Source organism: Xanthocytophaga flava, from assembly GCF_030068545.1.
GTDB classification, from domain to species: Bacteria; Bacteroidota; Bacteroidia; order Cytophagales; family 172606-1; genus Xanthocytophaga; species Xanthocytophaga flava.
This window is the reverse complement of record NZ_JASJOR010000004.1, coordinates 194,997-221,990: the sequence shown is the minus strand read 5'-3', so window position 1 is coordinate 221,990 and position 26,994 is coordinate 194,997. Positions and strand designations below refer to the sequence as shown.

23 protein-coding genes are annotated in these 26,994 nt (G+C 39.0%); 14 read left to right on the top strand and 9 right to left on the bottom strand.

The window, feature by feature from the left end; all coding sequences use genetic code 11:
* The first annotated feature begins 65 nt into the window (after nt 1-65).
* The 9 genes from QNI15_RS08125 (at nt 66) to QNI15_RS08085 (ending at nt 8,492) form a co-directional block, all read left to right on the top strand.
* On the top strand, nt 66-1,853 hold the full coding sequence (locus QNI15_RS08125) for a methyl-accepting chemotaxis protein (protein WP_314031315.1): 1,788 nt from the start codon (nt 66-68) through the stop codon (nt 1,851-1,853).
* A gap of 42 nt (nt 1,854-1,895) precedes the next feature.
* On the top strand, nt 1,896-2,186 hold the full coding sequence (locus tag QNI15_RS08120; RefSeq protein WP_313996569.1) for an STAS domain-containing protein: 291 nt from the start codon (nt 1,896-1,898) through the stop codon (nt 2,184-2,186).
* A gap of 38 nt (nt 2,187-2,224) precedes the next feature.
* On the top strand, nt 2,225-2,587 hold the full coding sequence (locus tag QNI15_RS08115) for a response regulator (RefSeq protein ID WP_313996567.1): 363 nt from the start codon (nt 2,225-2,227) through the stop codon (nt 2,585-2,587).
* A gap of 20 nt (nt 2,588-2,607) precedes the next feature.
* Nucleotides 2,608-2,967 carry a response regulator gene (locus QNI15_RS08110; RefSeq protein WP_313976109.1) on the top strand — a complete coding sequence of 120 codons (360 nt, stop codon included), beginning with the start codon at nt 2,608-2,610 and terminating at the stop codon, nt 2,965-2,967.
* Nucleotides 2,968-2,979: 12 nt separating this feature from the next.
* Nucleotides 2,980-5,097 (top strand): chemotaxis protein CheA, encoded by a 2,118-nt coding sequence (locus tag QNI15_RS08105; RefSeq protein WP_314031314.1) that lies wholly within the window; start codon nt 2,980-2,982, stop codon nt 5,095-5,097.
* A gap of 12 nt (nt 5,098-5,109) precedes the next feature.
* Nucleotides 5,110-5,625, top strand: coding sequence for a chemotaxis protein CheW (locus tag QNI15_RS08100; RefSeq protein ID WP_314031313.1), 516 nt, complete (start codon nt 5,110-5,112; stop codon nt 5,623-5,625).
* A gap of 5 nt (nt 5,626-5,630) precedes the next feature.
* Nucleotides 5,631-6,473: a CheR family methyltransferase gene (locus tag QNI15_RS08095; protein ID WP_314031312.1), complete on the top strand. Its 843-nt coding sequence runs from the start codon at nt 5,631-5,633 to the stop codon at nt 6,471-6,473.
* Between the two features lie 214 nt (nt 6,474-6,687).
* A complete protein-coding gene (locus tag QNI15_RS08090; RefSeq protein ID WP_314031311.1) occupies nt 6,688-7,623 on the top strand; it encodes a helix-turn-helix domain-containing protein in 936 nt (311 codons plus the stop codon).
* A 101-nt stretch (nt 7,624-7,724) separates the two neighbouring features.
* Nucleotides 7,725-8,492, top strand: coding sequence for an SDR family oxidoreductase (locus QNI15_RS08085; RefSeq protein ID WP_314031309.1), 768 nt, complete (start codon nt 7,725-7,727; stop codon nt 8,490-8,492).
* 124 nt (nt 8,493-8,616) lie between these two features.
* On the opposite strand, the gene QNI15_RS08080 is transcribed toward QNI15_RS08085, so the two are convergent.
* Both QNI15_RS08080 and QNI15_RS08075 read right to left on the bottom strand, forming a co-directional pair.
* Nucleotides 8,617-8,940, bottom strand: coding sequence for a hypothetical protein (locus QNI15_RS08080; protein ID WP_314031307.1), 324 nt, complete (start codon nt 8,938-8,940; stop codon nt 8,617-8,619).
* Nucleotides 8,941-8,968: 28 nt separating this feature from the next.
* Nucleotides 8,969-9,931 carry a polysaccharide deacetylase gene (locus QNI15_RS08075; RefSeq protein ID WP_314031306.1) on the bottom strand — a complete coding sequence of 321 codons (963 nt, stop codon included), beginning with the start codon at nt 9,929-9,931 and terminating at the stop codon, nt 8,969-8,971.
* A gap of 259 nt (nt 9,932-10,190) precedes the next feature.
* On the opposite strand from QNI15_RS08075, the gene QNI15_RS08070 reads away from it, so the two are divergent.
* Complete coding sequence (locus QNI15_RS08070; protein ID WP_314031305.1) at nt 10,191-10,898, top strand: hypothetical protein; 708 nt, start codon at nt 10,191-10,193, stop codon at nt 10,896-10,898.
* A gap of 64 nt (nt 10,899-10,962) precedes the next feature.
* Here QNI15_RS08070 and chrA read toward each other — a convergent pair whose 3' ends face one another.
* Nucleotides 10,963-12,297 (bottom strand): chromate efflux transporter, encoded by a 1,335-nt coding sequence (chrA, locus tag QNI15_RS08065; protein WP_314031304.1) that lies wholly within the window; start codon nt 12,295-12,297, stop codon nt 10,963-10,965.
* Nucleotides 12,298-12,529: 232 nt separating this feature from the next.
* Nucleotides 12,530-13,960 carry a sulfatase family protein gene (locus tag QNI15_RS08060; protein ID WP_313996547.1) on the bottom strand — a complete coding sequence of 477 codons (1,431 nt, stop codon included), beginning with the start codon at nt 13,958-13,960 and terminating at the stop codon, nt 12,530-12,532.
* Nucleotides 13,961-14,342: 382 nt separating this feature from the next.
* Here QNI15_RS08060 and QNI15_RS08055 point away from each other — a divergent pair, with 382 nt between their 5' ends.
* Complete coding sequence (locus tag QNI15_RS08055) at nt 14,343-14,513, top strand: hypothetical protein (RefSeq protein ID WP_313976132.1); 171 nt, start codon at nt 14,343-14,345, stop codon at nt 14,511-14,513.
* A gap of 64 nt (nt 14,514-14,577) precedes the next feature.
* Here QNI15_RS08055 and QNI15_RS08050 read toward each other — a convergent pair whose 3' ends face one another.
* On the bottom strand, nt 14,578-15,354 hold the full coding sequence (locus QNI15_RS08050) for an NUDIX hydrolase (protein ID WP_314031303.1): 777 nt from the start codon (nt 15,352-15,354) through the stop codon (nt 14,578-14,580).
* A gap of 268 nt (nt 15,355-15,622) precedes the next feature.
* On the opposite strand from QNI15_RS08050, the gene QNI15_RS08045 reads away from it, so the two are divergent.
* Together QNI15_RS08045 and QNI15_RS08040 are read left to right on the top strand one after the other, a co-directional pair.
* Complete coding sequence (locus QNI15_RS08045; RefSeq protein WP_314031302.1) at nt 15,623-17,134, top strand: carboxylesterase/lipase family protein; 1,512 nt, start codon at nt 15,623-15,625, stop codon at nt 17,132-17,134.
* Between the two features lie 55 nt (nt 17,135-17,189).
* A complete protein-coding gene (locus tag QNI15_RS08040) occupies nt 17,190-18,866 on the top strand; it encodes a carboxylesterase family protein (RefSeq protein ID WP_314031301.1) in 1,677 nt (558 codons plus the stop codon).
* Nucleotides 18,867-18,991: 125 nt separating this feature from the next.
* Here the strand turns inward: QNI15_RS08040 and QNI15_RS08035 are convergent, their stop codons facing one another.
* Nucleotides 18,992-19,945, bottom strand: a complete 954-nt coding sequence (locus tag QNI15_RS08035; protein ID WP_314031300.1) for an NADP-dependent oxidoreductase — start codon at nt 19,943-19,945, stop codon at nt 18,992-18,994.
* A 93-nt stretch (nt 19,946-20,038) separates the two neighbouring features.
* Between QNI15_RS08035 and QNI15_RS08030 the strand changes: the two genes are divergently transcribed.
* Nucleotides 20,039-20,902: an AraC family transcriptional regulator gene (locus tag QNI15_RS08030; RefSeq protein ID WP_314031299.1), complete on the top strand. Its 864-nt coding sequence runs from the start codon at nt 20,039-20,041 to the stop codon at nt 20,900-20,902.
* Between the two features lie 113 nt (nt 20,903-21,015).
* On the opposite strand, the gene QNI15_RS08025 is transcribed toward QNI15_RS08030, so the two are convergent.
* The 3 genes from QNI15_RS08025 to QNI15_RS08015 are packed head-to-tail and all read right to left on the bottom strand — an operon-like array spanning nt 21,016 to nt 26,958.
* Entirely contained in the window at nt 21,016-23,856 is a 2,841-nt protein-coding gene (locus QNI15_RS08025; RefSeq protein ID WP_314031298.1) for a hypothetical protein, read from the bottom strand.
* Nucleotides 23,853-26,252, bottom strand: coding sequence for a hypothetical protein (locus tag QNI15_RS08020; RefSeq protein WP_314031297.1), 2,400 nt, complete (start codon nt 26,250-26,252; stop codon nt 23,853-23,855). The genes QNI15_RS08025 and QNI15_RS08020 overlap by 4 nt, the downstream gene beginning before the upstream one ends.
* A complete protein-coding gene (locus QNI15_RS08015) occupies nt 26,239-26,958 on the bottom strand; it encodes a hypothetical protein (RefSeq protein ID WP_314031296.1) in 720 nt (239 codons plus the stop codon). Before QNI15_RS08015 ends, QNI15_RS08020 begins: the two co-directional genes overlap by 14 nt.
* Nucleotides 26,959-26,994: the final 36 nt, after the last annotated feature.

Below are 26,994 nucleotides of genomic sequence, written 5' to 3'. Positions count from 1 at the left end.
TTCTAAATTATCGGCAGGGTGTACTCATATAAATACGATTTGTCTATTTTAAATTTCAGTTAAGCATGCAATTTTCAATAAAGGCCAAATTAATACTTGCTTTCTCGGTATTACTTTTTTTGTCAGCAACAATCTTCTTCTTGGGTAATCGCAATACTAGTACTATCAATACAAGGGTGAATGAGATTGTTGATGTAAATGCCCGGTTAATCACTCTATCAGCAAAGATTGCAGAAGATGTACAATTCATTACCAAACGAGAAAAAGACATCATTATTACTCGTGACCGGGACCAGATGCAGGACTGGATTGATGATAGTGAAGCGCGCAATGCAGATATGAATAAACGAATTGAAGAATTGCAGTCACTTTCCAGTAAGGAAGATAAAGAACTAATAGAGCAGTTTTTAGGTGTATGGAAAGATTATAACAAGAACTTCACTAAAATAAAACATCTGGCATTTACTGTTAATACAGATTCAAGCAATCAAGCAGCTTATACACTTTCTTCTACTGTTACCCGAAAAGTTACAATAGATGCGACTACTATCATGAGTAAGATAGTGAAACGTAATGAGGAATCTTTATCAAAGGCCAAAGAAGAAACTGCTGCAATTTATGGACATGGACAAACAAATATGTTCATTTTAATTATTGCAGGTGCTCTGATATCTGCCGGTATTATCTTTTGGATTATTACTTCGCTGAAAAAATCGCTTCAACAGGCACAAAATGCTATTACTTCACTAGCTGCTGGTAATTTCTCAATCACCATTGATAATTACAATCAGGATGAAATAGGAGCCTTACTGGATCAGATACGATACATGGTTGGTAAACTCAATAATAGTGTTTCATTGGCTAAACGTGTGTCAGAAGGGGATCTCTCATTAGATCAGAACCATAAGATAGAAGGTGAGTTAGACAGTGCACTTAATGAGATGGTAGTTCGTCTAAGAGATATTATGGGTATTATTATGCAGGGAGCCGATAACATCGCTTCTGCCAGCTTGCAGATGAGTGCGTCAGCTCAACAGGTATCACAAGGTGCAACTGAACAGGCTGCCTCTATTGAAGAGGTTTCTTCATCTATTGAACAGATGACGTCCAATATCAATCAGAATACAGATAATGCACAACAAACGGAAAAAATAGCCTTACAGGCTGCAGATGATATTAATAAGGGCAATCAATCAGTAGGAAATACAGTTTCATCAATGAAGACCATTGCTGAGAAGATTACCATTGTTGGAGAAATATCCCGCCAGACCAATCTGCTTGCATTGAATGCCGCTGTAGAGGCAGCTCGTGCGGGTGAACATGGAAAAGGATTTGCTGTTGTGGCGGCTGAAGTACGTAAACTAGCAGAAAGGAGTCAGTTGGCAGCACTGGAAATTGACGAACTTTCCAAAGCCAGCGTTGTAACAGCTGAAATGTCAGGTAACATATTGGAACAACTGGTGCCTAATATTCAGAAGACATCTCGTCTGGTACAGGAAATATCAGCTGCAAGTATAGAGCAGAATTCTGGAGCAGAACAGATCAGCACAGCCATACAGCAGCTTAATCAGGTAATTCAACAAAATGCGGCTTCTTCTGAAGAGATGGCAACCAGCGCTGAAGAATTATCCGCTCAGGCAGAACAACTGAAGGATGCCATTGCTTTCTTTAGAATTGAGAAAAATAGCTATCAGAAGATTCAGAAAATCACGGAGAAGAATAATAAATCTACACGTACTAGTTTTAATCCAGTTCAGACAAAATACACTGCCAATGTACCCAAAGCATCAACAAAAGGGGTAACGATTCACATGGGAGACGATAATCTGGATGAAGAATATGAAAAATATTAACCAAGTTCTTATTTAAAAACAACTACCTGCTATAAACGGATTATGAGTAAGGGTGTCGATATTATTTGTAATGATCAGGCTGAAGGAGTAGCTCAACTTACTATCAGTGGTAATCTCACATTACGAAATGCAACAACAGTGAAACAGGCATTGATTGAAGCACAAGATAAGTATAAGCATTTGTCTGTTCTACTATCAGAAGTTAATGCATTGGATGTATCAGTCATTCAGATTATCATGGCTGCCAAAAGCTCGAATCCGGCGATACAATGGAATATAACCTTATCAGATGATATTCAAACTTTATTGGTTCGGGCTGGGCTGACACTGTAATCTATTAAACCCTGCAATTTTAGATACTATATAGTGTGATGAAAAAAACAATTCTACTGGTTGAGGATACAGGAAGTATACGTTCACTTGTTCAGTTAACCCTGCAAGGGGAAGGATATCATGTATTAGCTGGGGTAGATGGTGCAGATGCACTCAAATACCTGGATGGTACAAACATAGATTTGATAATCACGGATCTGAATATGCCTAATATGAACGGCATTGCTTTTATCCGGGAAGTTCGTATCAGAGAAGATTATAAATATATTCCTATTGTGCTTTTTACAACAGAAGCAGAATCTATAAAGAAAAAAGCCAGAGAGGCTGGGGCTACCGGAGCAATTGCTAAGCCTTTTCAAAAGGACGAACTCCTTGGAACTATAAAAAAATTGATACGATAATTAACCGTCCTTAGTATAACATGGGAAAAACTATACTCATAGTAGATGATTTTGAAAGTTCATTAAATATACTGGAGAAGTCTCTTGAAAAGGCAGGCTATCAGGTTTTGAAAAGTGGTGATGGGCAGGAAGCTCTGACACACTTTGATGGACGTGATATAGACCTGGTAATCACAGATTTGAATATGCCCAACATGGATGGAATTAGCTTAGTGAAGGCGATTCGGGCAAATACAGAATATAAATTTACGCCGGTGATTCTGTTGACTACCAAATCCAATCAACAGGAGCAGGCAAAAGAAGCAGGGGTTACCTCCTTTATGCAAAAGCCTTTTCAGGTAGAGGCATTGTTGGCAAACGTACGGAAAATAGTCAGATAACGCAGCTTTTGTATGGATTCACTACATGAAAAGTTTCTGGAGGAGGTAACAGAATTTGTTACTGATCTGGAAAATGCTCTGCTGGAGCTTGAAAAAAATCCTGAAAACCAGAAACTGATTGAGAAGGTATTTCGGATTATGCATACACTGAAAGGAACCAGTGCTATGTTTGGATTTGATAAGATTGGCAACCTTACACACGATCTGGAAACTATCTATGAATTTATCAGAGAGCAGAAAACTGTTCTTTCAGAGGAAATTCTGAGTCTTACATTTGCCTCGATTGATTTTATAAAAATCCTGGTAGAGACAAATAATGAGCTTCCTACAGAAGAATATAAACTCAAATATGAGACCCTGCTTTTTAGCATAAAAAGGAAGGTTGATATATTGGAAGGCAATCATTCTGCTACATCTGAGACCGCAAATAGCTCTGCCTTAGGAGAGGATACTCCTGAAATTGTATCAGATGAAAAGAAAATAGTTACCTATTATATACAGTTTATTCCTGCCGGACATCTCCTGACAACAGGTGTCAATCCTCTATATATGATTGATGATTTGTATGCATTAGGAGAGTGTAAAGTATTTTTGCGTAATAAGAATATCCCTGATTTATCACAGATTCAGGAAGAGAGTTGTTATCTGTCCTGGGATATCTTTTTGAGTACGTCTGAGGAAAAAAGCGCAATTGCAGATGTCTTTCTGTTTGCCGAAGATGCGTGCACTCTAAAGATTCATAAAATCGCAGATAAGTCTTTGTTGCAGGATGATGCATTTATTCATAAGATGAAAGAACTTTCTGTTGTCACAGAAGGTATTTCATTGGGTAGTATTACAGCCTATCTGCATAGCGCATCTAAAGAATCTGTTCGTAAAGAACAGAAGGCAGAACCCCAAAAAGAAGTAGTAGTGGAAGATGAACCTAAAGTATCTTTATCTAAGATTGCTTCTTCTAAAAATAACTCGCTGACCAGTATTCGTGTTGCATCACGCAAGCTGGATGAAATGATGAATGTAGTCAGTGAATTGATTACAATGCAGGCAAGATTAACGTTGTTGGCAGAGAAGAACAATTCTACCGAACTAACATCCATCGCTGAAAACTTTGATAAGCTGTTACGTCAGTTACGAGATAACTCACTAAAGATATGTCTGGTTCCAATGGAGACTATCTTTTCCCGCTTCCAACGATTGGTAAGAGATCTTTCCAAAGACCTGCAGAAGAATATTATTTTTAGTACAGAAGGAGGAGAAACAGAGGTTGACAAGACTATTATTGAAAACCTGAGTGATCCGATTCTGCATTTGCTTCGCAATAGCATTGATCATGGTATTGAGGATGCTGAGACACGAATCCGGAACGGAAAGTCTGCACAGGGAAAGATACACCTGAAAGCTTTCTACTCTGAGGGAATGGTACAGATTGTCATTGAAGATGATGGAAAGGGAATAGATCCAAAACGGATTCGTGAAAAGGCAATAGAAAAAGGAATTCTAAGTGAGACTACTCCATTAACAGATAAAGAAGCCATCAATCTTATCTTCTTGCCTGGTTTCAGTACTGCTCAGAAAGTAAGTGAAATCTCTGGAAGAGGTGTTGGGATGGATGTAGTCCGACAGCGGATTGAAGAACTTAGAGGTGAGATATATATTGACTCAAAAGTGAATAAAGGAACAACCATGACTATTAAACTTCCTTTGTCACTTTCCATCATTGATGGTATTCTGGTAAAAGCAGATGATACCTGTTTTGTAATACCTCTATCCGCTGTAGACAAGTGCTACGAAATCAGACATGATGAGATACATGCAGGATTTAATGATCTTGTAATTATAGATGGAGAACAAGTGCCATTCTATTATCTGAGAGAGGAGTTTGCAATAAGTGGGGAGGCTCCTGCTATTGAACAGATTGTTACTATAACCTACGAGGGTCAGAAAATAGCGTTAATTGTAGACAAGATTGTGGGAGAGTATCAGTCGGTATTGAAGCCATTGGGGGCTATGGGTATTTCCAAAGGACAGGAACTCTTGCTGGGAGCAACCATTATGGGAGATGGCACTGTAGCTCTGGTGCTGGACAGTGGTAAAATTGTTAAACAACTATTACATAAAGTTTTCATTTAAATAGTTAATCACGTGAGTACAGAATCTGTATCTATTCAGTCCTATTTGTCATTTAAGCTTGGACAAGAGATATTTGCCGCCAATGTATTGACGGTAAACGAAGTGTTGGAAGTCGGTAAAATTACCAAAGTACCTCATGCTCCTGCGTTTATGAGAGGAGTAACAAATCTAAGAGGAACCGTACTTCCAGTGATTGATACACGCGTCAAGTTTGGCATGACGCCTGTAGCTGAGACTCAGGACAGCTGCATTATTGTATTGACCATAGCACAAAATGTAGAGGCAAATGGAGATGCCGGAAAGCATATTGTAATTGGAGCATTGGTAGATTCCGTTGTAGAAGTATTTGAAGCATCACCGGAGCAGATCAAACCATTGCCTGCTATGGGAGTTCGCTACAATGCTAACTTTATTAAAGGCACTTTTAAGGTTGGAGAAGACTTTATTATGTTTCTGGATATAGACAAAGTATTTTCTTCTGAAGAACTAGTCGTATTGAATAATTCTGAAGAAGTGGCTAGTGCCTGAATGTGATGTTTGCTGCTGATGAACCTTCTGTTAAAATGTCTGATGCTGATTTTAAACGGATCAGCACTTACATTTATCAGTCTTGTGGGATAAAGTTACCTGTTGCAAAGAGAAATATGGTTGAAAGCAGATTGAAGAAACGGCTTAAAATTACCCGTCAATCTTCTTTCAAGACTTACTTTGATTTTGTATTTACTACTGCAGGAAAGCAGGAAGAACTGCAATACATGGTAAATGCAATCACAACCAATAAGACGGATTTCTTCAGAGAGTACAATCATTTTGAATTTCTTCGGTCAACCGTACTCCCTGAGTTACTTGATCGAAGCCATAACGTATTGAATGTCTGGAGTGCAGGTTGTTCCAGTGGGGAAGAGCCTTACTCTCTGGCTATGGCATTGAGTGAGTATATGACTGATCATGTCCCGTTCACATTCCGTATACTGGGAACCGATCTTTCTACTGAAGTCCTTAGTAAAGCTATTCGGGCAGTTTATACAGAAGATAGAATTACAGACATTCCTCTTCACCTACGTAAAAAATACCTGTTGCGAAATAAATCACACGAACAGCATGATGTTCGTATAATACCTGATCTTCGGGAAAAGGTTACTTTCCAGCAACTGAATTTTCTGGAGGAAGATCATAGAAAGTTAGGCAACTTCCATATTATTTTTTGCCGCAATGTATTAATATACTTTGATAAGCCTACTCAGGAAATGGTATTGAGTAAACTCATTTCTAAACTTGTAAAAGGTGGTTATCTGTTCATTGGCCATTCCGAATCACTGGCCCATATGAATCTGCCTGTTCAGCAACTTCGTCCCTCTGTATTTAGAAAGTTATAACACAGAATAAATGCACTAATTCTTCCAATTACCTGTTAAGCATGCAGGGAGAGCTATTTTCTCTAGTACAAAATCGGGAGAATGTCTATCTTTATTCCTGATAATGTTTGGGATATGAATCTTACAGAGATTATTTTTTATAAATAAAGCCTGTAAGAACTGGCTCACTTTCATCCTTCTAAATACTGCATAAATCTTTGCAATGATAAAGCAAATGGAAGTCAGAAGTATTGATACTTTTTACAAGGAATTGGCCGAGTCAACACAAAAAGGTCGATACACTTTATTGCCTGAAGGAATCACAAAAGAAACAGGTCATTTTAATGTATTCAATATAGCCAATTTCTTCAATAGATTTAAAGAAACAGGAGAAGCTTTAATGCCTTATAATAGGAGAGCTTATTACAAAATAAGCTTCATCAAAGGACATAACAGAGCAGAGTATGCGGATAAAGTTATAGACATTCAAAAAAGTGCATTACTATTTGCTACTCCTAAAATTCCTTACCATTGGCTTCCTCAGGATCTGGAGCAATCTGGATACTTTTGCATTTTTACAGAGGATTTTCTGATTAAGTCCAAGAGTGGAGTAGCTATTGATGAACTTCCTATTTTTAAATCAGGAGGCTATCCTGTCTTTGAGCTTTCAGATGAAGATATGAATAGGATTGAGGCGATATTTCTGAAAATGAACGAAGAACTATCCTCTGACTATATATATAAATACGATTTGCTTCGAAACTATGTATTAGAGTTGATCCATTTTGGGCAAAAGCTTCAGCCTGCTATGGCATTGACTACCAAACATAATGGAACTGCGCGAGTTTCATCCTTATTTACAGAATTACTCGAACGACAATTTCCTATTGAATCTCCTCAGCAGACTATTGGTCTACGGACTGCAAAAGACTACGCAGAACGATTATCTGTACATGTAAACTACCTTAATAGAGCCCTCAAAGAACAAACAGGGAAAACTACAACAGAGATCATTACTAACCGGATCACACAGGAGGCTAAAATGTTGTTGCGTCAGACTAACTGGAACATTTCAGAAATTGCCTATTGCCTGGGTTTTGAAGAGGTAGCACATTTTTCTAATTTTTTCAGAAAGCAGACCTCTTTCTCTCCCTTAAGTTTTCGTAATTAACCAAGGTTTGAATTTTGCAAACATCGGTTTGTCTGATGCAAACTGCACACCTGCTTTTATCGCCAACTTTGTGTCATACATTTAAACAAATAGTAAACTATATGACACAGAAAACTAAAATCGCATTGGTGACAGGAGGTAGTCGTGGATTGGGAAAAGACATGGCAATAAAGATTGCCCGGAAAGGTATTGATGTAATACTAACCTACAATAACCGAAAAGAAGATGCCTTAGCTGTAGTGGCAGAAATTGAGAAACTTGGACAAAAAGCTTCAACCCTGCAATTAAATGTAGGAGATATAAAAAGTTTTCCCGCATTCATCACTAGCCTTAAAGAAATTCTGGAAAGCGTCTTTCATACACAGAAGCTGGATTTTCTGATTAATAATGGAGGGGCTAATCTGATTATTCCTTCATTTGCTGATACAACAGAGGAAAATTTTGATGAGTTGATGAATATGCATTTTAAAGGTGTATTCTTTTTCACGCAAAAGCTGCTTCCCTTTTTGAATGACGAAGGAGGTATTATCAACATTTCTACGGGTTTAACTCGCGTTTCTTTTCCCGGTTCAGGTACTTATGCCAGTATGAAAGGAGCAATTGAGGTGCTCACCAAATATCTGGCAAAGGAATTAGGCCCTCGTTATATCAATGTAAATGTAGTTGCTCCCGGAGCAATTGCGACAGACTTTAGTGGAGGACGGCTAAAGAATTCTGTGCAAATGCAGGAACATATAAAAAGTGTAACAGCCATTCCTCGTATCGGACAGGCAGAAGATATCGGTGGAATTGTCGCATTTCTCTGTACACCAGAATCCAAATGGATTAATGCTCAGAGAATTGAAGCTTCTGGTGGATTACTTATCTAATATTGATACACAATCTTATAAATCGCCTGCAGGGGATGGTCTGCTTCCAATCCATAATCATTTATGGTAAAGGTACTTTGACTCGTATAAATTATAGTTTTAGAACTGGGTTGATCAGTTTTATCTACAGCTTTCTGTATTCCTCTTTCAATTTTTTCAAATCACTACTCTTTAGCAAATCCAGTACTTTTGTTATATCAGTTCTGGAAAGCGAATAGATAGAGTCTTTATATGCTGGATTATAGTACCATTTCTTGCAGGAACTTGTATCGTTTTGAAAATCAATGATTACATCAATTGAAGGAAAGTCGTCTGATTCTACTCCAAAAGCACTAAGATGCATTTCAACTTTGCTGATTGAATTAGTGTTGGTTGTTTGAGAATTTGTACAGCCTATAAGCCCTGATAAGGCTATTCCCAGAAGACAAAACGTAAGTTTCCTTGCCATTGATATTAACCTGAGAATTGATTGATTATTACCGTCCTTCGAAGTTTACTATGCTGGTGGGCAATTCATAAATGAGCCATGCTTTCTTTCTGATCAGATTCGACTTTTGTTTAATCATCTGTATAAAGTCTTGCAGTCCCACAGGTTCGTTGCCATTGGCATGGACAAGTACGAGGCTACCTTGTTTGGGTTGCTGTTTTTTTGCCAGCCATGCATCACTTCCAATAGGAAGTAAGCCAAAGGCCAGTACCTGATCAAAGATGGCTTTATCAGAGATTAGGCCGGGGAACCGGAAAAATATGGAAGGCGTTAAACCATTTTCAAGCATATACTGCTCATTTAGGAGCACTTCATCTGAGATCTTGGTATTTGGTGCAAGCAGGAAATTAACAGGAAGAGGTTTGGAAGGACTATAATAATGATGATAGGAGTGGTTAACCCAGGTGATATCCAGCTCGCCTTTGTTTACAAGATTTTTTAGATAAGCTAAGTCCTGCATATGTTTTTGTATCCATATACCTGTGATTGTGATAGTGATAGGAATAGGCTTTTCTTCGGGTTCAAACGCAGTAATGAGCTGCTCAAAAAATGAACGGGCAAGAGGCTTGGAGGATGGACAAAGATCTATCGTTAGGCTAAATCCACGTTCTGTGGTATCTGTGCGTTGTATACCTGCATCCTGGAGATTAGAATCTCTTCCTTTTTCCTGATGAAGGGCTTTTATATACGGGGTGTGCTGAAATAAATTTTCGATCTCATTCCATGATTCTTTCTGAATAGCATTGAGGGGTAACTGTCGGGTAGATGTTTCGAGGGTATATGGATTGAGAAGAAGATACATCTGCTGATTGTTTTGTTGCCATTCACGCAAAATGATTTGTTGTGGTTCCGAAATAGTTACTCCATAAAATACCTGATAGGCAGTAATCTGTCCATAACTATGAATAGATACGCCGATAAATAGAAGAGCGGTGATAAAGATGCGAAACATCGAAAAGAGTAGAGATAAAGTGTTGTAAACCAGTAGTACACCAAATATAGCTGAGACAGATAAACTAGTACAGGAGATGTAGAATTATCTCCTTGACTATGTAGAAGCTTTCGGACATATTATTTTGTGTTTGTTTGTTAAGTGTCTGATAGTCTGTGATTTATTTGAGTGGTATGTAATTCTATACTATCTGTACAACAAAGATGTAAAAGAAAATATTTTTACATGTTGAGAATATATAAAACTTAAATTAAAGAACATGGCACATACTGTAGTTGGCATTTTTGATACTGCCTCAGAGGCGCAAAATGCCGTGGAAGAATTGGTTGAAAATGGTTTTGACCGTCATAATATAGATATTTCGTATGGATCTGAGCAAAATAGTAGTTCGGATTGGAGTGAAAATGAAAATACTGGTTTCGGTGAGACTGTCAGCAACTTCTTTAAATCATTGTTTAACGGAAAAGATGAAGCCTATAAATATTCAGAGGTTGCGAAGAATACATCAATGGTAACTGTGTATACTTCTTCTGAAGACCAGGCTGAAGATGTGGCGGACATTCTGGATGATTGTGGTGCAATTGATGTAGATGATCGGGCTATCGTAACCAATACCATCACTACAGGAGGAACTACTATCGGTCGGACAGATACTGCAGGTTCTGAAAATCAGCTAGGCACTGTGACTGATTCTGTGACTCAATATGGGGATAGAGCGAATGAAGACCGTATAAAAACCGGAACATTCCAAGACCCAGTGGGAGGTGATCTGGATGATAGAATTGGTTCATTTGCAGATACAACTCGTACGATTAATAATAGTGAAGATTCAGATAATAATACTATAGATCAACCAGCACAAAGTGACACAACTATACAGCGTCGTTCACGTAGTCGTATTATAGAACGTCCAGTGGGAGATGAACTTCGTTTATGGAAGAATAAGGATCGGGAAACGGATGTATAGTACCAAATTCTAAACAAAAACAGCTGCTTGTCCATCAGGTAGCTGTTTTTGTTTATAGACTATATTATTCTATAAGTCCACTCAGATAAAGTACTAAGCCTGCCAGAGCGCTGATACCAATCCAGGAAATCATTCCCAATAGCTTTTTGGATAATACTACAAATGACAAAATAGCCCAACCCAAGGCAAACCAATTGATAACTGAGATCTTGAATCCCTCCGGGAAGATGACAGATTGAGAAAATGTGAGAGTTAGATTTAAGATGACACCTACCACTGCTGCGGTGACCAATGCCAACATAGATTTGACTTTGGGATTTTGACGTGTTTTTTCTACTAGTGGGGCTCCTATAAGTATGAATAAGAAACAGGGTAGGAAAGTGTAATAAGTGGTTAATACTAACCCATTGGTAGCTGTAAGCAAAGATCCATCAGAATGATTATACCCAGCCAGAAAACCCACAAATGATAAAACCATGATCAAAGGTCCCGGAGTGGTTTCCCCTAGAGCAAGTCCATCAATCATCTGGTTACTGGATAGCCAGTGGAACTGCTCAACTGTGATCTGAGCTATATAGGGAAGTACAGCATAGGCACCCCCGAATGTGATCAATGCTGCCTTCGTAAAAAATACAGCTATCTGCCAATAGAAAGGAAAATCTTCACTTGTGTAATAGAGAATAATTATCGGCAACCCCCATAAGAATATACCAGTTAGTGTCTGAGATAAAAAATGTTTAACGCGAAAAGAAGTAACAGTTGAAGTTGTATTTTGATTGATCAAATATTGATCCTCTTCTTTATCCAAATGAATCTCGTCCTGATAAGACTTCAGGAGATATGGAAACCATCTCTGGCATATCCATGCTATCAGTATGGCCGTAAGAATGAGATAGGGGAAGGAGATAGTAAGAAAAAATATACAAATAAAGCTGCAAATAGCTATAGCATAATATAACGGTCCTACTAGTGATTTGTGAGCAATTTTAACAAGGGCAACTACTATGATAGCTATTACTGCAGGCTTCAATCCATAAAAGAGAGCATAGACCCAAGGGATAGTTCCATAGACAACATACAATAGGCTAAGTCCTAACAGAAAAAAGACTGAAGGAAGGACAAACAGAATTCCTGCTGCTAATCCACCTCGTGTACCATGAAGTAACCAACCAATATAGGTTGCCAGTTGCTGAGCTTCAGGGCCGGGTAATACCATACAATAGTTAAGTGCATGTAAAAAGCGGCCTTCTGAAATCCATTTCTTGTGTGTTACAACAAAATTATGCATGATAGCGATTTGTCCTACGGGTCCACCAAAGCTGATAAAGCCAAGTTTGAGCCAGAACAAAAATGCTTCGTGAAACGAGGGATAAGATATTGGCGTAGATAGTTTGGGCATTGATACAAATGAATTAATACATAGAAATAAGCAAAACAGGGAGGTTGTTGCATCCCTGTTTTAAACTTAGTGATTTCCATATTTTTTTCTCAGGCTATTACTGCCAATATATTTTTATTTTGAAGTTGATTATGAAAGGATGAAAAGACAGTTTTTTGATTATGCTTTATCCTGTTAATTGGTCTAAACGTTTTATGCCAAATCTGTTAGAGAGTCATTAAAATTAAGTGTATTAATTTGTTGCAAGGCCCTTACGTTGTTTATAACGTATCATATGACTGTCATCTGCCGGCATTCGCTGAACAAGGGTAGGAGCTGCTGTCACTTTGGATTTATGTATTGAAAAAGATTTGAGCAAGTCAGCTACCTTCTCAGGATGTACTTTAAACTGATCTGCTTTCTCTCCAATATCTTCTTTCAGATTAAAGAGCAGCGTATCATGTGGGGCGACATCTTTTACACCCTGAATCCCTTTATTTCCTTTGTACGGAAATTTTATCTTCCAGTCTCCTTTTCTGTAAGCTTGTATCTGACCATTGTAATAATAGAGAAATTCGTTCCCTTTGCGATTTGCTTTACCTGCCAGTACAGAAGTAATATCCTCTCCATCTAGCGGATTGGGTGATTTATAATCCGGTGACCCAGCCAGGCTTAAAAAGGTAGGAAAGAGGTCAAACATAGTGGCAAGCTGATCATTTACTTGTCCGGCTTTGATCAATGGAGGATAATAGGCTACAAAAGGAACGCGTTGTCCTCCCTCAAAAGTAGTTTGCTTCCCTTCTCGTAAAACACCAGGCGACCCTCCATCTACATCAAAGGCTAGCCAAGGTCCATTGTCACTAGTAAAGATTACCAGCGTGTTCTGATCCAGATTGTTTTTCTTTAATGTTTTCACCACTTCTCCAACACTCCAGTCCAGTTCTTCAATCACATCTCCATATAGGCCTCGTTTCGACTTCCCACTAAATTCAGAAGAAGCATATAGTGGCACATGAGGCATATTGTGAGCCAGATACAAAAAGAACGGTTTGGATTTATTCTTTTCAATGAACTGAATTGCTTCCTGGGTATACGTTTTTGTTGTCAAATGCTGATCAACTTTAAATTCAGCTACCTCATTGTTTCGCAGGTATACCACTCCCTGCATATCATTGCTGTACGGAATGCCAAAATAATAATCAAAGCCATTCTGTAAAGGCAAGAACTGACGATGATGTCCTAAGTGCCATTTTCCAACTATTCCTGTTGAATAACCTTTTTGTTTCAGAGCCTCTGCAATAGTAACTTCCGAAGCTGGAATGCCTGTATAGCTTTCTGGGAAAAATACTCCATCAATCCCCATGCGACATGGATAGCGACCTGTAAGCAAACCTGCCCTTGTAGGAGAACATACCGGTGAAGGTGTATAGAATGAAGTAAATTTAATCCCTTGAGTAGCTAACTGGTCAATATGCGGAGTACGAACATCTGTAGCTCCATAAGCCCCTATGTCTCCATACCCCAGATCATCTGCCAGAATGAGAACAATATTGGGTTGAGCAGCTTTTTGTGCACTCTCAACTATGTTAGCTTTGGGTCTCTCCTTATATATAGAAAGAAAAATGCCTGTGAAAAACAAAGCTATACTGGTATAAGAAGAGATCAGAATAATTCGTGAACTCATATAAAGTTTGGTCTAAAAGGGAGTAAATGAATTTATTAGAGATGAGGTTGCTTGCTATAAATGTTTCAACTCAGAAAGTCTTTAATCACATACAAAGTGTTTACAATTGTCTGTGCTGAGTCATGGTCTCTGATTTAGTGGTGGTATATAAATCAAAGTTTATTATAATCTATACTAGATCTATAGACAAATATTTAAATTTGTTATTTAACTTCCAAACGTTTTACATTTTTTCTCTATTTGGTTGGATGTTTAAGAAATGTATTTTAGTGAAAGCTATAAAATAGTGAAGAATCACAGAATGCTAGTTTTCATAGCTGGCATGACATTTTATCCTATTGAATCAGATCATGTAATTCATTTACTCTAACTCAATATATTTATGAAATTGTTTGGATGGAATATTGTTTGGGTGTTTGCCTTTGTGTTGCTTATGAGCAGTTGCTCTGTAATTGGAGGAATCTTTAAAGCAGGTTTCTGGACTGGAATTATACTGGTAGCTTTAGTTATTGGTATTGTTATTTATCTTTTTACCCGTAGATCTAATCCATAATATCCATAATAAAAGACATTAGAGGATCACACTATTTATTCAGATAAATAGTGTGATCCTGTGCTCACCAACCTCCGTCAAGCCCTTCTTGCAAAGCTTGTTTGTATTTTTCTGTATCAAAGCTGTAAAAATAAGGGGCTTTGTGGGCTACACCACTTCTGCGTTCTTCCCATCGTTTGAGTATGCCATATCCGGTTATTTTTCGCTGAAAGTTTCTTCTGTCTAGCTTTTTGCCCAGAATAGTTTCATAGAGCTTCTGTAATTCCGGCATGGTGAATTTGTCTGGAAGCAGTGTATAGCCAATGGGTTGATAATTCAAATGTAGTCGCAGGGTTTCGAGTGCTTTGTCTAAAATCAGATTATGATCCAGCATTAACGATTTGATCTCATGTAAATCCCACCAGGTACAGTCATCGGATATTGCGTCAGCAGTAGGTTTTACCTGCGAAAATTCTACGAGTGCATAAAATCCTATACTTATAAACCGTTGAGCAAACCAATTGTCCTCTGTAACTTCAATGCCTGTTTTCCTAGCTGACTCAATTAAGTCTTTGTTATTTGACCTATCAGGATCGCTGAATACATGAAATTGTTGTAAGAAGATGTTGTCTAGTCCGGTTCTTTCTTTTAAAACACGATTTGCTGCTAACTCTACGGATTCTTCTTTACGCACAAATCCACCTGGTAAACCCCACTTATCTCTGTCTTTCATTTTCAGAAGCAGTACTTTGAGCTGGTTTTCATGAAATCCAAATACAACACAGTCGAGAGAAATATGGCTTAAATAGTAGGTAGCTCCTGTTTCTAACAAATTCATCAGAGATTGTTTTTGTTCACTCATAGCATTGGGAATCAATATGCAAAGAAAATAAATTCTTTCGGTATTTGTTTTTCAGATGAAAAAGCCTGTCATTGCGTTGTTGTAACATAATGCAAGATAATATAAAAAAAGTACCAGTATTAGTTTCCTCATTGATCTTGCAAACAGATTGTTAATACTTATAAATTGGCAAAGAATTTCATAACAATGAATAGGTAGAATCGACTAATAAACGAACGTCTTCTCTATGATAATCTGTACAAAATATCTGCTATATCTCTTCATATTTGTGAGTTTGGTTACATATGGACAAACATCTAAACTAACGACTGTTACACTAAAATATGGGAAGATTTCAGGAACAAAGAACCAAAAGGGCAATATATACATGTTCAAGGGTATTCCTTTTGCTGCACCTCCAGTAGGAAATTTACGATGGAAAGAGCCGCAGCCTGTTACACCTTGGAAAGGAGTCCGTAAGTGTGATACTTTTTCTGCCAGTGCTATGCAGACCAAACCTGTTCCTTTTATGATGTATACACAGGAGTTTCTGGCACCCGCTGAACCTTTGAATGAAGATTGCCTGTATCTGAATGTGTGGACTCCCACTAAATCCGGAAATGAAAAGTTGCCAGTAATAGTATGGATTCATGGAGGTGCATTTGTAAGTGGTTCCGGATCTGTTCCTATTTATGATGGCGAAGAGATAGCTGGAAAAGGAATTGTATTTGTTACCGTAAATTATCGTTTGGGTGTATTAGGCTTTTTGGCTCATCCCGAACTTACCAAAGAATCTGCTCATCAGGTATCCGGAAACTACGGATTATTAGATCAGATTACTGCTCTTCGATGGGTAAAAGAAAACATAGCTGGATTCGGAGGAAATCCCAATCTGGTTACTATAGCGGGACAATCTGCCGGAGCATTTAGTGTTAATGCTTTGATGGCTTCTCCTTTGGCTAAAGGGTTATTTCATCGGGTAATTGCTGAGAGTGGAGGGATGTTTAATGGGAATACTGCTGGGCAAAAGTTGGAGGACGGAGAGAAAAATGGACTAGAGTTGGCACAAAAGATGGGGACTGCTTCCATGGCAGAACTACGTGCCAGGTCAGCAGAAGAACTTATAAAAACAGGAGGAATATTTCGGCCTGTTATTGATAACTACGTATTACCTGCTATTTATACAACATTTGCTGCAGGTAAACAAAATGATGTACCAGTATTAACAGGCTGGAATGCCGGCGATGGATTTGCTTCCCCTAATCCATTAAGTGCTACAGCTTATAGAGAAGATGCAGAAAAGAAATACGGTAGTAAAACAGCTGATTTTTTGAAAGCCTATCCGGGAAATACAGATGAAGAAGCCAAACAATCTCAGTTTGCACTTGCACGGGATCAAATATTTGGCTGGCAAAACTACACCTGGGCTAGTCTACAATCCAGATCAGGTAAAAATAAAACCTTTCTTTATTATTTCAGTCAGGTTCCTCCTGATAAGCCTGATGGTATATCCTATGGTGCTTTTCATTCTGCTGAAATTTCGTATGCCCTACATACTCTTCATAAATGGGATCGTCCATGGAGAGAATCAGACCGAAAGTTGGAAGATGTAATGTCCTCTTATTGGGTAAACTTCGCTGCAACAGGTGATCCAAACGGAAAAGGGTTACCTGTCTGGCCTGCCTTTACTACTGATTCCAAACAAGTAATGGAGCTGTCTGACACAGGCAAAGTGCGTGAATTGCCTTCCCGTACTCAGTTTGAGTTCTGGGATATGTACCAGACTTCATTACAGAGATAAAATAGCTTAGTCACGAGACATTTATAGACTTAATTCTTTATTCATAAATAAGTATATGACTTCTAGCCGTACGCTTTCTCTTATTATCCTTAGCTTGTTCATCATACGAGGTACATATGCACAAACACTACCGTCTGGCCCTCAGGTGTTAACATTCTTCTCTAATGCGGATGACACAGAACAACCTTATGGATTGTATCTGCCTAAGAATTACAATCCGCAAAAGAAATATCCTTTGGTAGTGATGCTACATGGCGCCGGATCGAATCACCGTCTTGAATTACGGAGGGTATTTGGAAAAAGTAATGCTCCCGGTGAGACAGATGTAGAAGCAAGCCTTTCTTTTCCGGAATGGAAAGATGTTGAGTATATTGTAGTATCACCTTTTGCAAGAGGTACAGCGGGTTATCAGGGTATTCCCGAAAATGATGTGTATGATGTTCTGGCAGATGCAAAGAAAAGATTCAGCATTGATGAAGACCGTGTTTATCTGACGGGCTTGTCTATGGGAGGAGGAGGAACACTTTGGATTGGACTTAGTCGTCCGGATATCTGGGCTGCGATTGCTCCGGTTTGTCCTGCACCACCCAAAGGAACGCAAGATTTAGCTATGAATGCGCTGAACTTTCCAGTCCATTTCTTTCATGGAGATGCTGATCCGGTAGTGCCAGTGGCAGGAACTCGTGACTGGGTAAAAAAGTTAACTGAACTGGGTACAAAAGTGGAATACAAAGAGTTTCCGGATGTCCAACACGATAGCTGGGTTGGAGCATATAAGGATGAGTTTATTTTTGGCTGGTTTGATCAGTTTAAACGCAATCGTTTTCCAGACCAGGTTCGTTTTGCTACCAGACAATACAAGTACAATCGTGCCTATTGGGTACAGCTAGATCAGTTTACTCCAGGATTATTAGCTAGTATTGACACTAAGTTTACTGCTATAAATGAATTGACGATTAAAACATCTGCACTGGATGCTTTTACTCTTATATTGACAGGTCATCCTAAATTTGTAAAAGCTGCCAAGCCATTAATGATTACTATTAATGACAAAAAAATAAAAGTGCCTGCCTTATCATCTGAGTCTATTTCTTTACAATTACAGGGGGGGAAATGGAGTATTGTCACTACACCTGTGGCAAATGCAAAGAGGACAGCTGAAGAAGGTCCACTGAGTGAAGCTTTTGCTGCCCGACATATCTATGTATATGGTACTGGGGGCAATCCCACACCTGAAGAATTGAAAGCACGACAGGATATCGCTTTACAGGCAGCAAACTGGTCTACTTATCGGGGTGAATTTTTGGGAAGAATTATGTTTTTTCCACGTGTCTTATCAGATAAAGAAGTTCGTCCCAGTGATTTGGAAAGTTCTAATCTGATTTTGTTTGGAACGAAGGAAACCAATCTGCTGATAGAAAAGTATAGTGATCGTTTACCCTTGCAATTGAATGCAACTGCAACCAAAGATCATGGATTGTTTTATGTTTTCCCAGTTGATAAACACTATGTAGCTGTTAACTCCGGATTACCTTGGTGGACTGGACTAAAACCTGAAGGGTATCCGTTTCTTCCTCCTGCTCAACGCATTTTGGGTGATTTCAAGGATTTTATTTTATTCAAAGACTCTGTACGAAATGTAGTAGCAGAAGGATATTTTGGTACTAACTGGAAACCATCAGAGTTAGAAGCAAAAAAGATAGCTGCCCTAGGAGTAGTCTCATTACGCTAGAAACATAACGAAGTGAAAAATATGCCTTGTGTATTGAGTTGGAATGAGTAATGAATCAAGAGGTGGATACTATCCACCTCTTTTCATTGTTAGATGCGTTACAGTATTTGAGAGATTATAAACTCCTATAGGCTTACAACAATCTTACCCTGAGTTTTTCCTGTAGCAATTTGCTGATGAGCTTTTGGCATTTCCTGAAACACATAGTTGTGCGAAATGTGTGATTTCAATGCCGCTGATGCAAGTAGAGTGGCTATCTGTTGCATATCATCTCCGTTTGATACAACTCCCAATCGATGAGTAAATACTTCTTTTGCTTTGGCCTTGTCTGCAATAGTCCCTTCAAAAAAAGTAAGAAGCGTAATCACTCTGCCTCCCTTTTTAACTGTGTCCAGCGATCGTAGTACATGATCTCCATAGATAGAGTCAATAACTATGTCTGCATCCTGTACCCGATCTTCAAACTTTTCCTGTGTGTAGTCAATAAACTCGTCTGCTCCCAAACTTAGTACAAATTCTTTGTTGGAAGTAGAGGCAGTTCCGATCACATAGGCTCCAAAGTGTTTAGCAATCTGAACAGCATAGTGTCCCACTCCACCAGCTGCAGCATGGATCAATACTTTATCACCTTTTTTTACCTTTGCATAAGTCATCAGTGCTTGCCAGGCGGTTAATGCTGCCAATGTAGCAGCTGCCGCTTCTGCATGGTTGATAGTTTGTGGCTTCAATGCCAGATGGGAGGCTGGTGCCGCCACGTATTCAGCATAGGCATTTCCATGTCCTGGAAAGTTTACCATACCAAAAACCTCATCTCCTTTTTTAAATTGAGTGACCTGGTCTCCCGTTGCTACCACAATACCTGATATATCCCAACCCAGAATAAAGGCATCTTCATCTGGTTTAGGTTGAAGATAGGAAATGAGTGCTTGTTGATGTTGCCTTACAAAGGCATCAACAGGATTGATACTAATAGCTTTTACTTGTACTAAAACTTCATCTTTCTTGATAGTTGGAGTTGAGACTTCAGCAAACTGCAATTTTTCAATATCTCCGGTTTCTTTTAATGTGATTGCTTTCATGATAGTATAGTTAGATGTTCATGAAGCAAATTTCAGGAAAATAGCAGTGTGGAGTCTTGTAAAAATTCAGGTTAATCTGGTATCTTTATAGGTATGCAGATACAAAATCTATTTCAGCCCTTTGATATTGAGTTTGTGCGGGTAGATGAATGCCCTATCAAAATGCACAAAAACACTTTTTTCGAACTTGCCTATATTGTAGAAGGAGAAGGTATCTATCATATTGATCAGAATAAATTTAACTATAATGCTGACAATCTGTTTCTTCTGATGCCTTTTGAGGTACAGTTTACCAAGGTGAAACGTACTACCACATTTTTGTTCATTCGCTTTAATAATATCTATTTCAGAGCACAAAAACCCAGTGAACAGCATAGTAATCTGAATGGGTGGATACAGAAACTAGAATATATTTTTCAGAATAATAACTATCAGCAGGGATGTATTATACGAAATGTACCTGACAAACCCCTGGTTCGGTCACTAGTTGCTGCTATTATACAGGAATATGTAAATCAGGGCACGTTGCAGCAAGAGTTGGTACAGCAGTTGGTAAATACACTGATTATAGTGGTCGCCCGCAATATTTCCATGCATGTGGCCGATAAAACCCAGGTAAATAATTCAGCTTTGCTGGATATACTACACTACATACACCTGAATATTTACAATTCTGAAAGGTTAAAGGCTGAAACGATTGCTGCTCACTTTAATATATCTCTCAACTATATAGGCGAATACTTTAAAAAGCATACAGGGCAAAATCTGCAGCAATATATTATCAACTACAAGCTTTCATTGGTTGAGGTAAGACTTCTGCATAGTGATATGCGATTAAATGAAATTGCCTATGAGTTTGGATTTACGGATGAAAGCCACCTCACAAAAACTTTTAAAAAAAACAAAGGAATAACTCCTACCGAATATAGAAAAGGGAGTATAGCTGCTATTTTTTGACAGTAGATTTGCTTTCTATCTGTTAAAAAAGAGGCTATCCCCAATTCTCTAACGAAGTCAGATACTTCAAGAATTGGAGATGACTCTTATTCAAATATAGCTGATGGCAAACACTATATATCCTCTGCACTAGCTTTGTGCACCTGCATCTCTCCAGCCTTTGTGACTACCACAAAATGATTGCGTTTTGCTGCTGGCAAGATGGAGACAATAGGCTGCTTAACCTCAAACGTATGGCAGCATTTAGGATTATCCTGAGTAATGGTATATACCTCTACAATTTGTGAATCTGCTACTATAACAAAGTTATCCGGAATGTAACACAGATGCTGAACGTCCTTTCCTCTGGCAAAAAACTCATTGGATTTCTGCATCTTCCACATTGAATGTCGTATCAGTACACAACCTTCTTCTGTACTCACGATAAAACGAATGGCAGTGTGATGATTGGTCGCAGTCATTTTACGAATAGGTGAACCTAAATCAATTCGTAAATGTCTGTCAGGAATCAACTGGATCAGCGACTCACCATCTGCTGTATGATACATCTCCTTTCTGTAAATCATTTCTCTTACCGGTTGAATAAGTGCAAGAGGTTGTTGATCGGTCTGATGGGTATTGTTGGTAGACAACAAGGTTCCATCTATAGAATATGTACTTAGTACTTCATTGCTGTGTATCGTATGCAATACGACTACCTCTCCATTGTCATTGAAAGAGATACCATGTACAGCATTTGGCAGAAATGACGGATGTAACACACTAATTTCATCCCGAAAATGCATGGACGTAGAGAGCACCTTTTGTTTCTGAGTAAGAGTACAATCCGTATGAAGGATAATGTATTTTGAAAATGCCGGATCATAAATCAGATTAAAATAGGTTGGAGAACCGGAAATAGTACTCCATACAATGTACTCAATATCAAATTCTGAGCTGATGCGGGCTATATAGAGAATGTTCTGTTTAATACCAAAGGCCAGAAACTGATCTTGATAGGCGATTGCCTGAATCCATAAAATATCACTTACCAGTTTGAATGTAGAAACTAATGTATCCTTCTGAACAGTTGGTGCAGTTTGTATAGGCTTGTGTATAACAGGCTGTGTTCTAATCTGATGGATATATCGATTAGCATCTGGAATCAGTAACTGGTCATCCGGAACAAATGTTTTCAGTTTCTGCAGAGACGTTATATTCCCTGCTGAAGCTTGTTCGCTGATAATCGTAAACGCAATATTTTTAGAAATGTCAGAGCTGTCCTGATCGTTATACTGAGGATAGGTCTGGGTCAGCACATTAAGCAAACTGTTCCTTTTACTAGAATGTGTCTGCTGATAGATTCCTTCCATGTATTTGCCCCACTGATCTTTTTCCGTTTTGGCAACCAGATCTGTATACTGGAGCAGACAAGTTTCAGCCTGAGTAGAATCCTGCCACCCATCCAGTAAGATCTGTTTTGTCCGTTGAGGAGATTCCAGCTTATGAAGCGCAAGTCGGGAGGCATCCAGATAGTCTTTCTGTTGTAAAGATCGCTCCAGACATTGTTCATATAATGGATCGGCTTTATCTTTTTGTTCCAGAACTGTATACAGATCTCCTGCTTTTTCAAATCGATTCATTTCTACATAGAGATCAATTGCCTCATGAAACAGGCCGCCTTCTTCGAGACATTCAGCTGCCGCTGCAGTATTTCTCAAATGATCTTTGTACAGCACAGCCGCTTCACGGAAGTGTTTACCCTGTTTAAGGGTGTTGGCTGCACTATGGTAATCACCCAATAAATGTGCATAGATATAGGCTGCCTTTTTGAAGTCACCAGCTTCTATTTCTTTATTAGCCGCATTCTGGTATTTTCTACGTAAATCCTGATAGTAGTTATCTACATTCCATCCGTCCACAGGACCACCTCCGCCCAAACCAGACAGACTGAAGTTGGTATCTCTGCGACTAAGGGTGGTGGAAGGAGGGGCCATTCCTCTATTCTGATAGTTTCCATCCAGCGGAATAGCATATTTTAATGCTTCTTCCATATTTTCGTCAAACATCCGCAGTAATCGTTGTAATTCGCTTTCTCTTTTTTTCTGGAGATCTTCCAGCTTTTCGGATGCCCAGTTTTGTATACCTCCTATCAGCTTGCTAATCGAAGCGCCTATACCACCTCCTGCTCCACCAGAACTACCTGCTCCACTTGATCCTGATCGTGTTTTGGTTGGAGATGGTTTAGTTGATTGGTTCGGATCTGCTTGTGAGAGTTTGCGGAATAAACTCAAAATGGCATTTATAATAGCCCAAATAATACCCATAATCACTCCCAGAATACCAATGAGGAGCTTTAGTAAGAAACTGGTAGTTTGTGAAATAGGGGTTTGAGCTGAAGGTGCCAACTCTTGAATAGGTTTACTTCCTACAGATTCTTGAACAGACTCTTTAAAGGACTGCATAAGTTCCTCCAGCTGCATTTGCTGCAATCCGATTCGTTGCAATCGGGGAGAAGTGGAGATACCAGTATGGGCGAAGCTCCATTCCTTTTCTATGGGAAAGGAATAGGCTATCAGATCTGTCAAATCAATCTGATCTGTTTTCTCAAAGCCAATGAAGCCAATACCTGGATGAAATACCTGATAATCCCATACCAGCAGGGAACGGAGTTCTTCTGGTGTGATAGCAGGACTCAAGTCTGATTGAATGGGAATAAACAGTTTCTCTGCTAATACACCATACGGATTTCGGATATATGGCAGTTTAGCAGATTGATTGCCTCGGAATACTACAAAAAGTCCCGCAGGATGTACAGATCGTATACTTTCGGGTATGATAAAACATACCAGTTGATCAGGATCTATCTTCCAGTGGTTTATTTCTGTCAGCCATTCTTCCGGAGTGGTTCCACGGACAAACGCTCCACCCAGCGTATGCTGACTATGTTCGTTATAGGTTAGAGAAAGTATCATCCAATGGTATCAATAAAAGTTTGAATGTATTTTATATAAAACTCATTAGAGTTTATAGCTTTTGTAGAATCAGGTAAAAATTCAACATTGCCACACCATTGCCCATCAGACGACCAACAGGCTACGGGTCGGTTAATAATCAATAAAATTGTCACATTGGGGATACTACGATCAGAGCTTTGTAAGTGAAGGAGGCCCCGCGAATCAAAGACTACAGAACTTCCATCAGGCCATGTATATCTGGTAAACTTCAGATTCGGATTGGAGATCTTTGGAGGTTTGATTTCTATCCCCTCATCTACAGGATGATATCCTTTAAAGTCAACCCACTTCAGTGTAGAGTGAACTTGATGCCTGACCAGTTTGTGACTCCCTACACACAAGCTTCCTTCAGAGATATACACCTGTTGTACACGACTTAATACATGGTAGCCTGACTGATTGCTTTGATGTATATTTTTCAGATAAGGTTCTTTTGCTACACTTTTTAACTTTTTTATTTTCTGGATGACATCCAGCATAGGTTTTTGGTAAACGATTGTTCCATCAAAGGCATTAATGCAAAACGCGCTGGTATCTAATGTAACGTAAAAATTAGATAACGTTTCTGAATCAAAAATCACTTCATCTGCTTTTTGGATTGTATGTGAAAAGTCAAAACGGATAACCTGATTTCCATTAATAGAATATAGCTGTACACCAGAAGATTTATCTACCATAATATATACATTGCCATCTCCTTGACCAAAGGTGTACCTTCCGGATTCAATAAACTCTACTAATTCATGAGCTCCTGTCTTTTCTTTTGACCAATATAACAATCGCTGATCGGTGGTAACACACAACAATCCTTTAGGATCAACATCAAACGCATGAGATTGAGATACTCTTACTTTTAAAGAGGGATAGAGAAGTGGTGCGGTTTCTTCCTGAAGGAATGCCGGAAATTCAGATGATATATGCTTTGATTTCGGTTTTGTTTTTTTGACAGAGGGAAATAATATTTCTTCCAGATCCAGCTTTGCCTTACTTAGTAACTTCATTCTGCCTTCGATCAACTCAAAAAACTGAAGTTCTCCACTTCTGTTTACAGTAATCAGAAAATTGAGCAATGGTCGTATGGTTGCCAGATGAGCTATAAAGGTATGATCATTTAGTGTTTCTTCTGTTGTAATAAAGAAATTCTCTGTTTCCTGACTAAAGGTTTGTGTAGTAAGAAAAGAAGTTAATGCTTCTCCACAATGTAAAGAAGGATCAAGATGCTCCAACGCAGTGGTAACTCCTTCTTTTGTCGTTAAGTCGATAGGTACAGAAGATTTACCTTTTAATGCAAAACCTTCTATAGTAGCATTTGCTTTATTATTAACCACACAGGCCAAAGCAGCTGACATAGCAAAAATACGTGGAGTACCCCATAGTTTCAAAGTTGTATCCAGTAATATGATCCGCTCAGGATTTTGATGTGTAGGTGGTTGTTCCCGTCTAAGGTATAATGCTTCATTGTTGGCTAACCGGGCCATGAGTACAATATCATCATTGGCTAGTTCACTTAAAAGAAGACGATCAAAATTTCCACGATTGGTAATGTCTGCTACCCCACCTACAGGCTGGTCACTGCTATCTTGTGAATGCATAGGTATATGCAATACAGCAAGCAGGCGTTTGATAAGCCGGCTCAGACTTTCTGTTTCCGGATCATCAGCCAGTTGTTCCAGTAGAGTACGGGTTTCTTCCAATGGAGGAAGAACCTCAGGAGGCATCGGAAGCGTCGATATTCCTGTCCGAAGTTTCTGTCTGAGCTGATCTGTGGTTTCATACACCTTTGAAACCGCATACAAATTTTTTAGGTCAGCAATAAAATGCTGACAAGTGATAGATTTGGTTGTCTGAAAAAGTATTAATCCATCTAACCGTCCGCTTTCCCACTCACTGATTAGTGATTTAGCTTGTTGCTGGGTTGTTTTGTGTTGAGATGTTTCAAAGATGACCTGGAGCAGATGTGTACGTGCCGTGCCACTGCGAAATTCTTTGGGTAGTTCACTGATTCTGTCCAATAGATTGGTTACCCCCGTCAGAAGTGGATCAATATCTTTGAGTAAAGGATTGTGCTTTTCTTTTTCCAGTAAGGCATTTTTTACGGCATACAACATTTCCAAATTAGCCGTTGACGCAAACCAGGTGTCCTGACAAGCTGCCAGCACAAGCAATATCGAACCTAATGGAGGTAGTCCCAGCAACTGTATGTCAGTCATAATAGTGGACAGATCTTCCCGATAGCAAATCGTAGTTCCATTTTGCCACTCCATGATCTGGCCATTCTCTGCCCAGTGCCAGAAATATTGCTGGGGAGGACAGAAATAATCCTGAAAGGCAATAATCTGGTTATTTAGTTTCATGGGATACTTGTGTTAATCGGATGGCACTACGGGTTGCTGGTACAAAACAGGATAGCGGAATAAGTTCCCACTCGTCACTTGAATGAAATACAAGTAAATTTCCTTTTTGGGGATTGAGTTTCTTCTCAATAATATCAGTTATCAGTGGAGGATCAAAATCATATCCGGAGGGTACTAGTAAGGTATTGTGCCTCCAGTATTCCTTACCCGGAATAGAAGGTAATAGGTCACCTATAATAAATACTTCCTCTTTTTCTGAGACAGCAAATCGTACCTGTTGAAGACGAATCTCAGGTGCTGTTTCAGCATAGGCTTTCCAGGTGGCTAAAGAAACAAGTAGGGCAGCCCCTGGTTTCTCCTGTTCAGAGGGAACAAGCTGGGCAATGTATGGTCTTTGAAACTTCCCTGGTAATACAGACACGGGCAACTCTACTGAAATAAATGTAGTAAGAGGCTGCCAGGATAAAGATGGTAAGGTACCTGTTGGCGTTAACCCACCAGCAGGAAACAAACGATTCCGTTCATCCAGAAAATAGCTATGTAAAGCCGGAAGTTGTCGGATGCGTATGTCTATCTTCTCACTTACAGCTATACCACGGAGCCATATGTGATCTCCATTTTCTGCTGCGCGTAAGCCGGGAATACACCGGACTGCTCCCAGAGTTTGTTTGTCTGTATGGTTAAAGACCAGGATTTTCTCTTTCATAGTTTAACGAATAGGCATTGTTATCTGCACTTGTTG

Coding starts and splice junctions, on each gene's coding strand:
- QNI15_RS08125 (WP_314031315.1), top strand. CDS start 66: ATGCAATTTTCAATAAAGGCCAAATTAATACTTGCTTTCTCGGTATTA.
- QNI15_RS08120 (WP_313996569.1), top strand. CDS start 1,896: ATGAGTAAGGGTGTCGATATTATTTGTAATGATCAGGCTGAAGGAGTA.
- QNI15_RS08115 (WP_313996567.1), top strand. CDS start 2,225: ATGAAAAAAACAATTCTACTGGTTGAGGATACAGGAAGTATACGTTCA.
- QNI15_RS08110 (WP_313976109.1), top strand. CDS start 2,608: ATGGGAAAAACTATACTCATAGTAGATGATTTTGAAAGTTCATTAAAT.
- QNI15_RS08105 (WP_314031314.1), top strand. CDS start 2,980: ATGGATTCACTACATGAAAAGTTTCTGGAGGAGGTAACAGAATTTGTT.
- QNI15_RS08095 (WP_314031312.1), top strand. CDS start 5,631: ATGTTTGCTGCTGATGAACCTTCTGTTAAAATGTCTGATGCTGATTTT.
- QNI15_RS08090 (WP_314031311.1), top strand. CDS start 6,688: ATGGAAGTCAGAAGTATTGATACTTTTTACAAGGAATTGGCCGAGTCA.
- QNI15_RS08085 (WP_314031309.1), top strand. CDS start 7,725: ATGACACAGAAAACTAAAATCGCATTGGTGACAGGAGGTAGTCGTGGA.
- QNI15_RS08080 (WP_314031307.1), bottom strand. CDS start 8,940: ATGGCAAGGAAACTTACGTTTTGTCTTCTGGGAATAGCCTTATCAGGG.
- QNI15_RS08075 (WP_314031306.1), bottom strand. CDS start 9,931: ATGTTTCGCATCTTTATCACCGCTCTTCTATTTATCGGCGTATCTATT.
- QNI15_RS08070 (WP_314031305.1), top strand. CDS start 10,191: ATGGCACATACTGTAGTTGGCATTTTTGATACTGCCTCAGAGGCGCAA.
- chrA (WP_314031304.1), bottom strand. CDS start 12,297: ATGCCCAAACTATCTACGCCAATATCTTATCCCTCGTTTCACGAAGCA.
- QNI15_RS08060 (WP_313996547.1), bottom strand. CDS start 13,960: ATGAGTTCACGAATTATTCTGATCTCTTCTTATACCAGTATAGCTTTG.
- QNI15_RS08055 (WP_313976132.1), top strand. CDS start 14,343: ATGAAATTGTTTGGATGGAATATTGTTTGGGTGTTTGCCTTTGTGTTG.
- QNI15_RS08050 (WP_314031303.1), bottom strand. CDS start 15,354: ATGAGTGAACAAAAACAATCTCTGATGAATTTGTTAGAAACAGGAGCT.
- QNI15_RS08040 (WP_314031301.1), top strand. CDS start 17,190: ATGACTTCTAGCCGTACGCTTTCTCTTATTATCCTTAGCTTGTTCATC.
- QNI15_RS08035 (WP_314031300.1), bottom strand. CDS start 19,945: ATGAAAGCAATCACATTAAAAGAAACCGGAGATATTGAAAAATTGCAG.
- QNI15_RS08030 (WP_314031299.1), top strand. CDS start 20,039: ATGCAGATACAAAATCTATTTCAGCCCTTTGATATTGAGTTTGTGCGG.
- QNI15_RS08025 (WP_314031298.1), bottom strand. CDS start 23,856: ATGATACTTTCTCTAACCTATAACGAACATAGTCAGCATACGCTGGGT.
- QNI15_RS08020 (WP_314031297.1), bottom strand. CDS start 26,252: ATGAAACTAAATAACCAGATTATTGCCTTTCAGGATTATTTCTGTCCT.
- QNI15_RS08015 (WP_314031296.1), bottom strand. CDS start 26,958: ATGAAAGAGAAAATCCTGGTCTTTAACCATACAGACAAACAAACTCTG.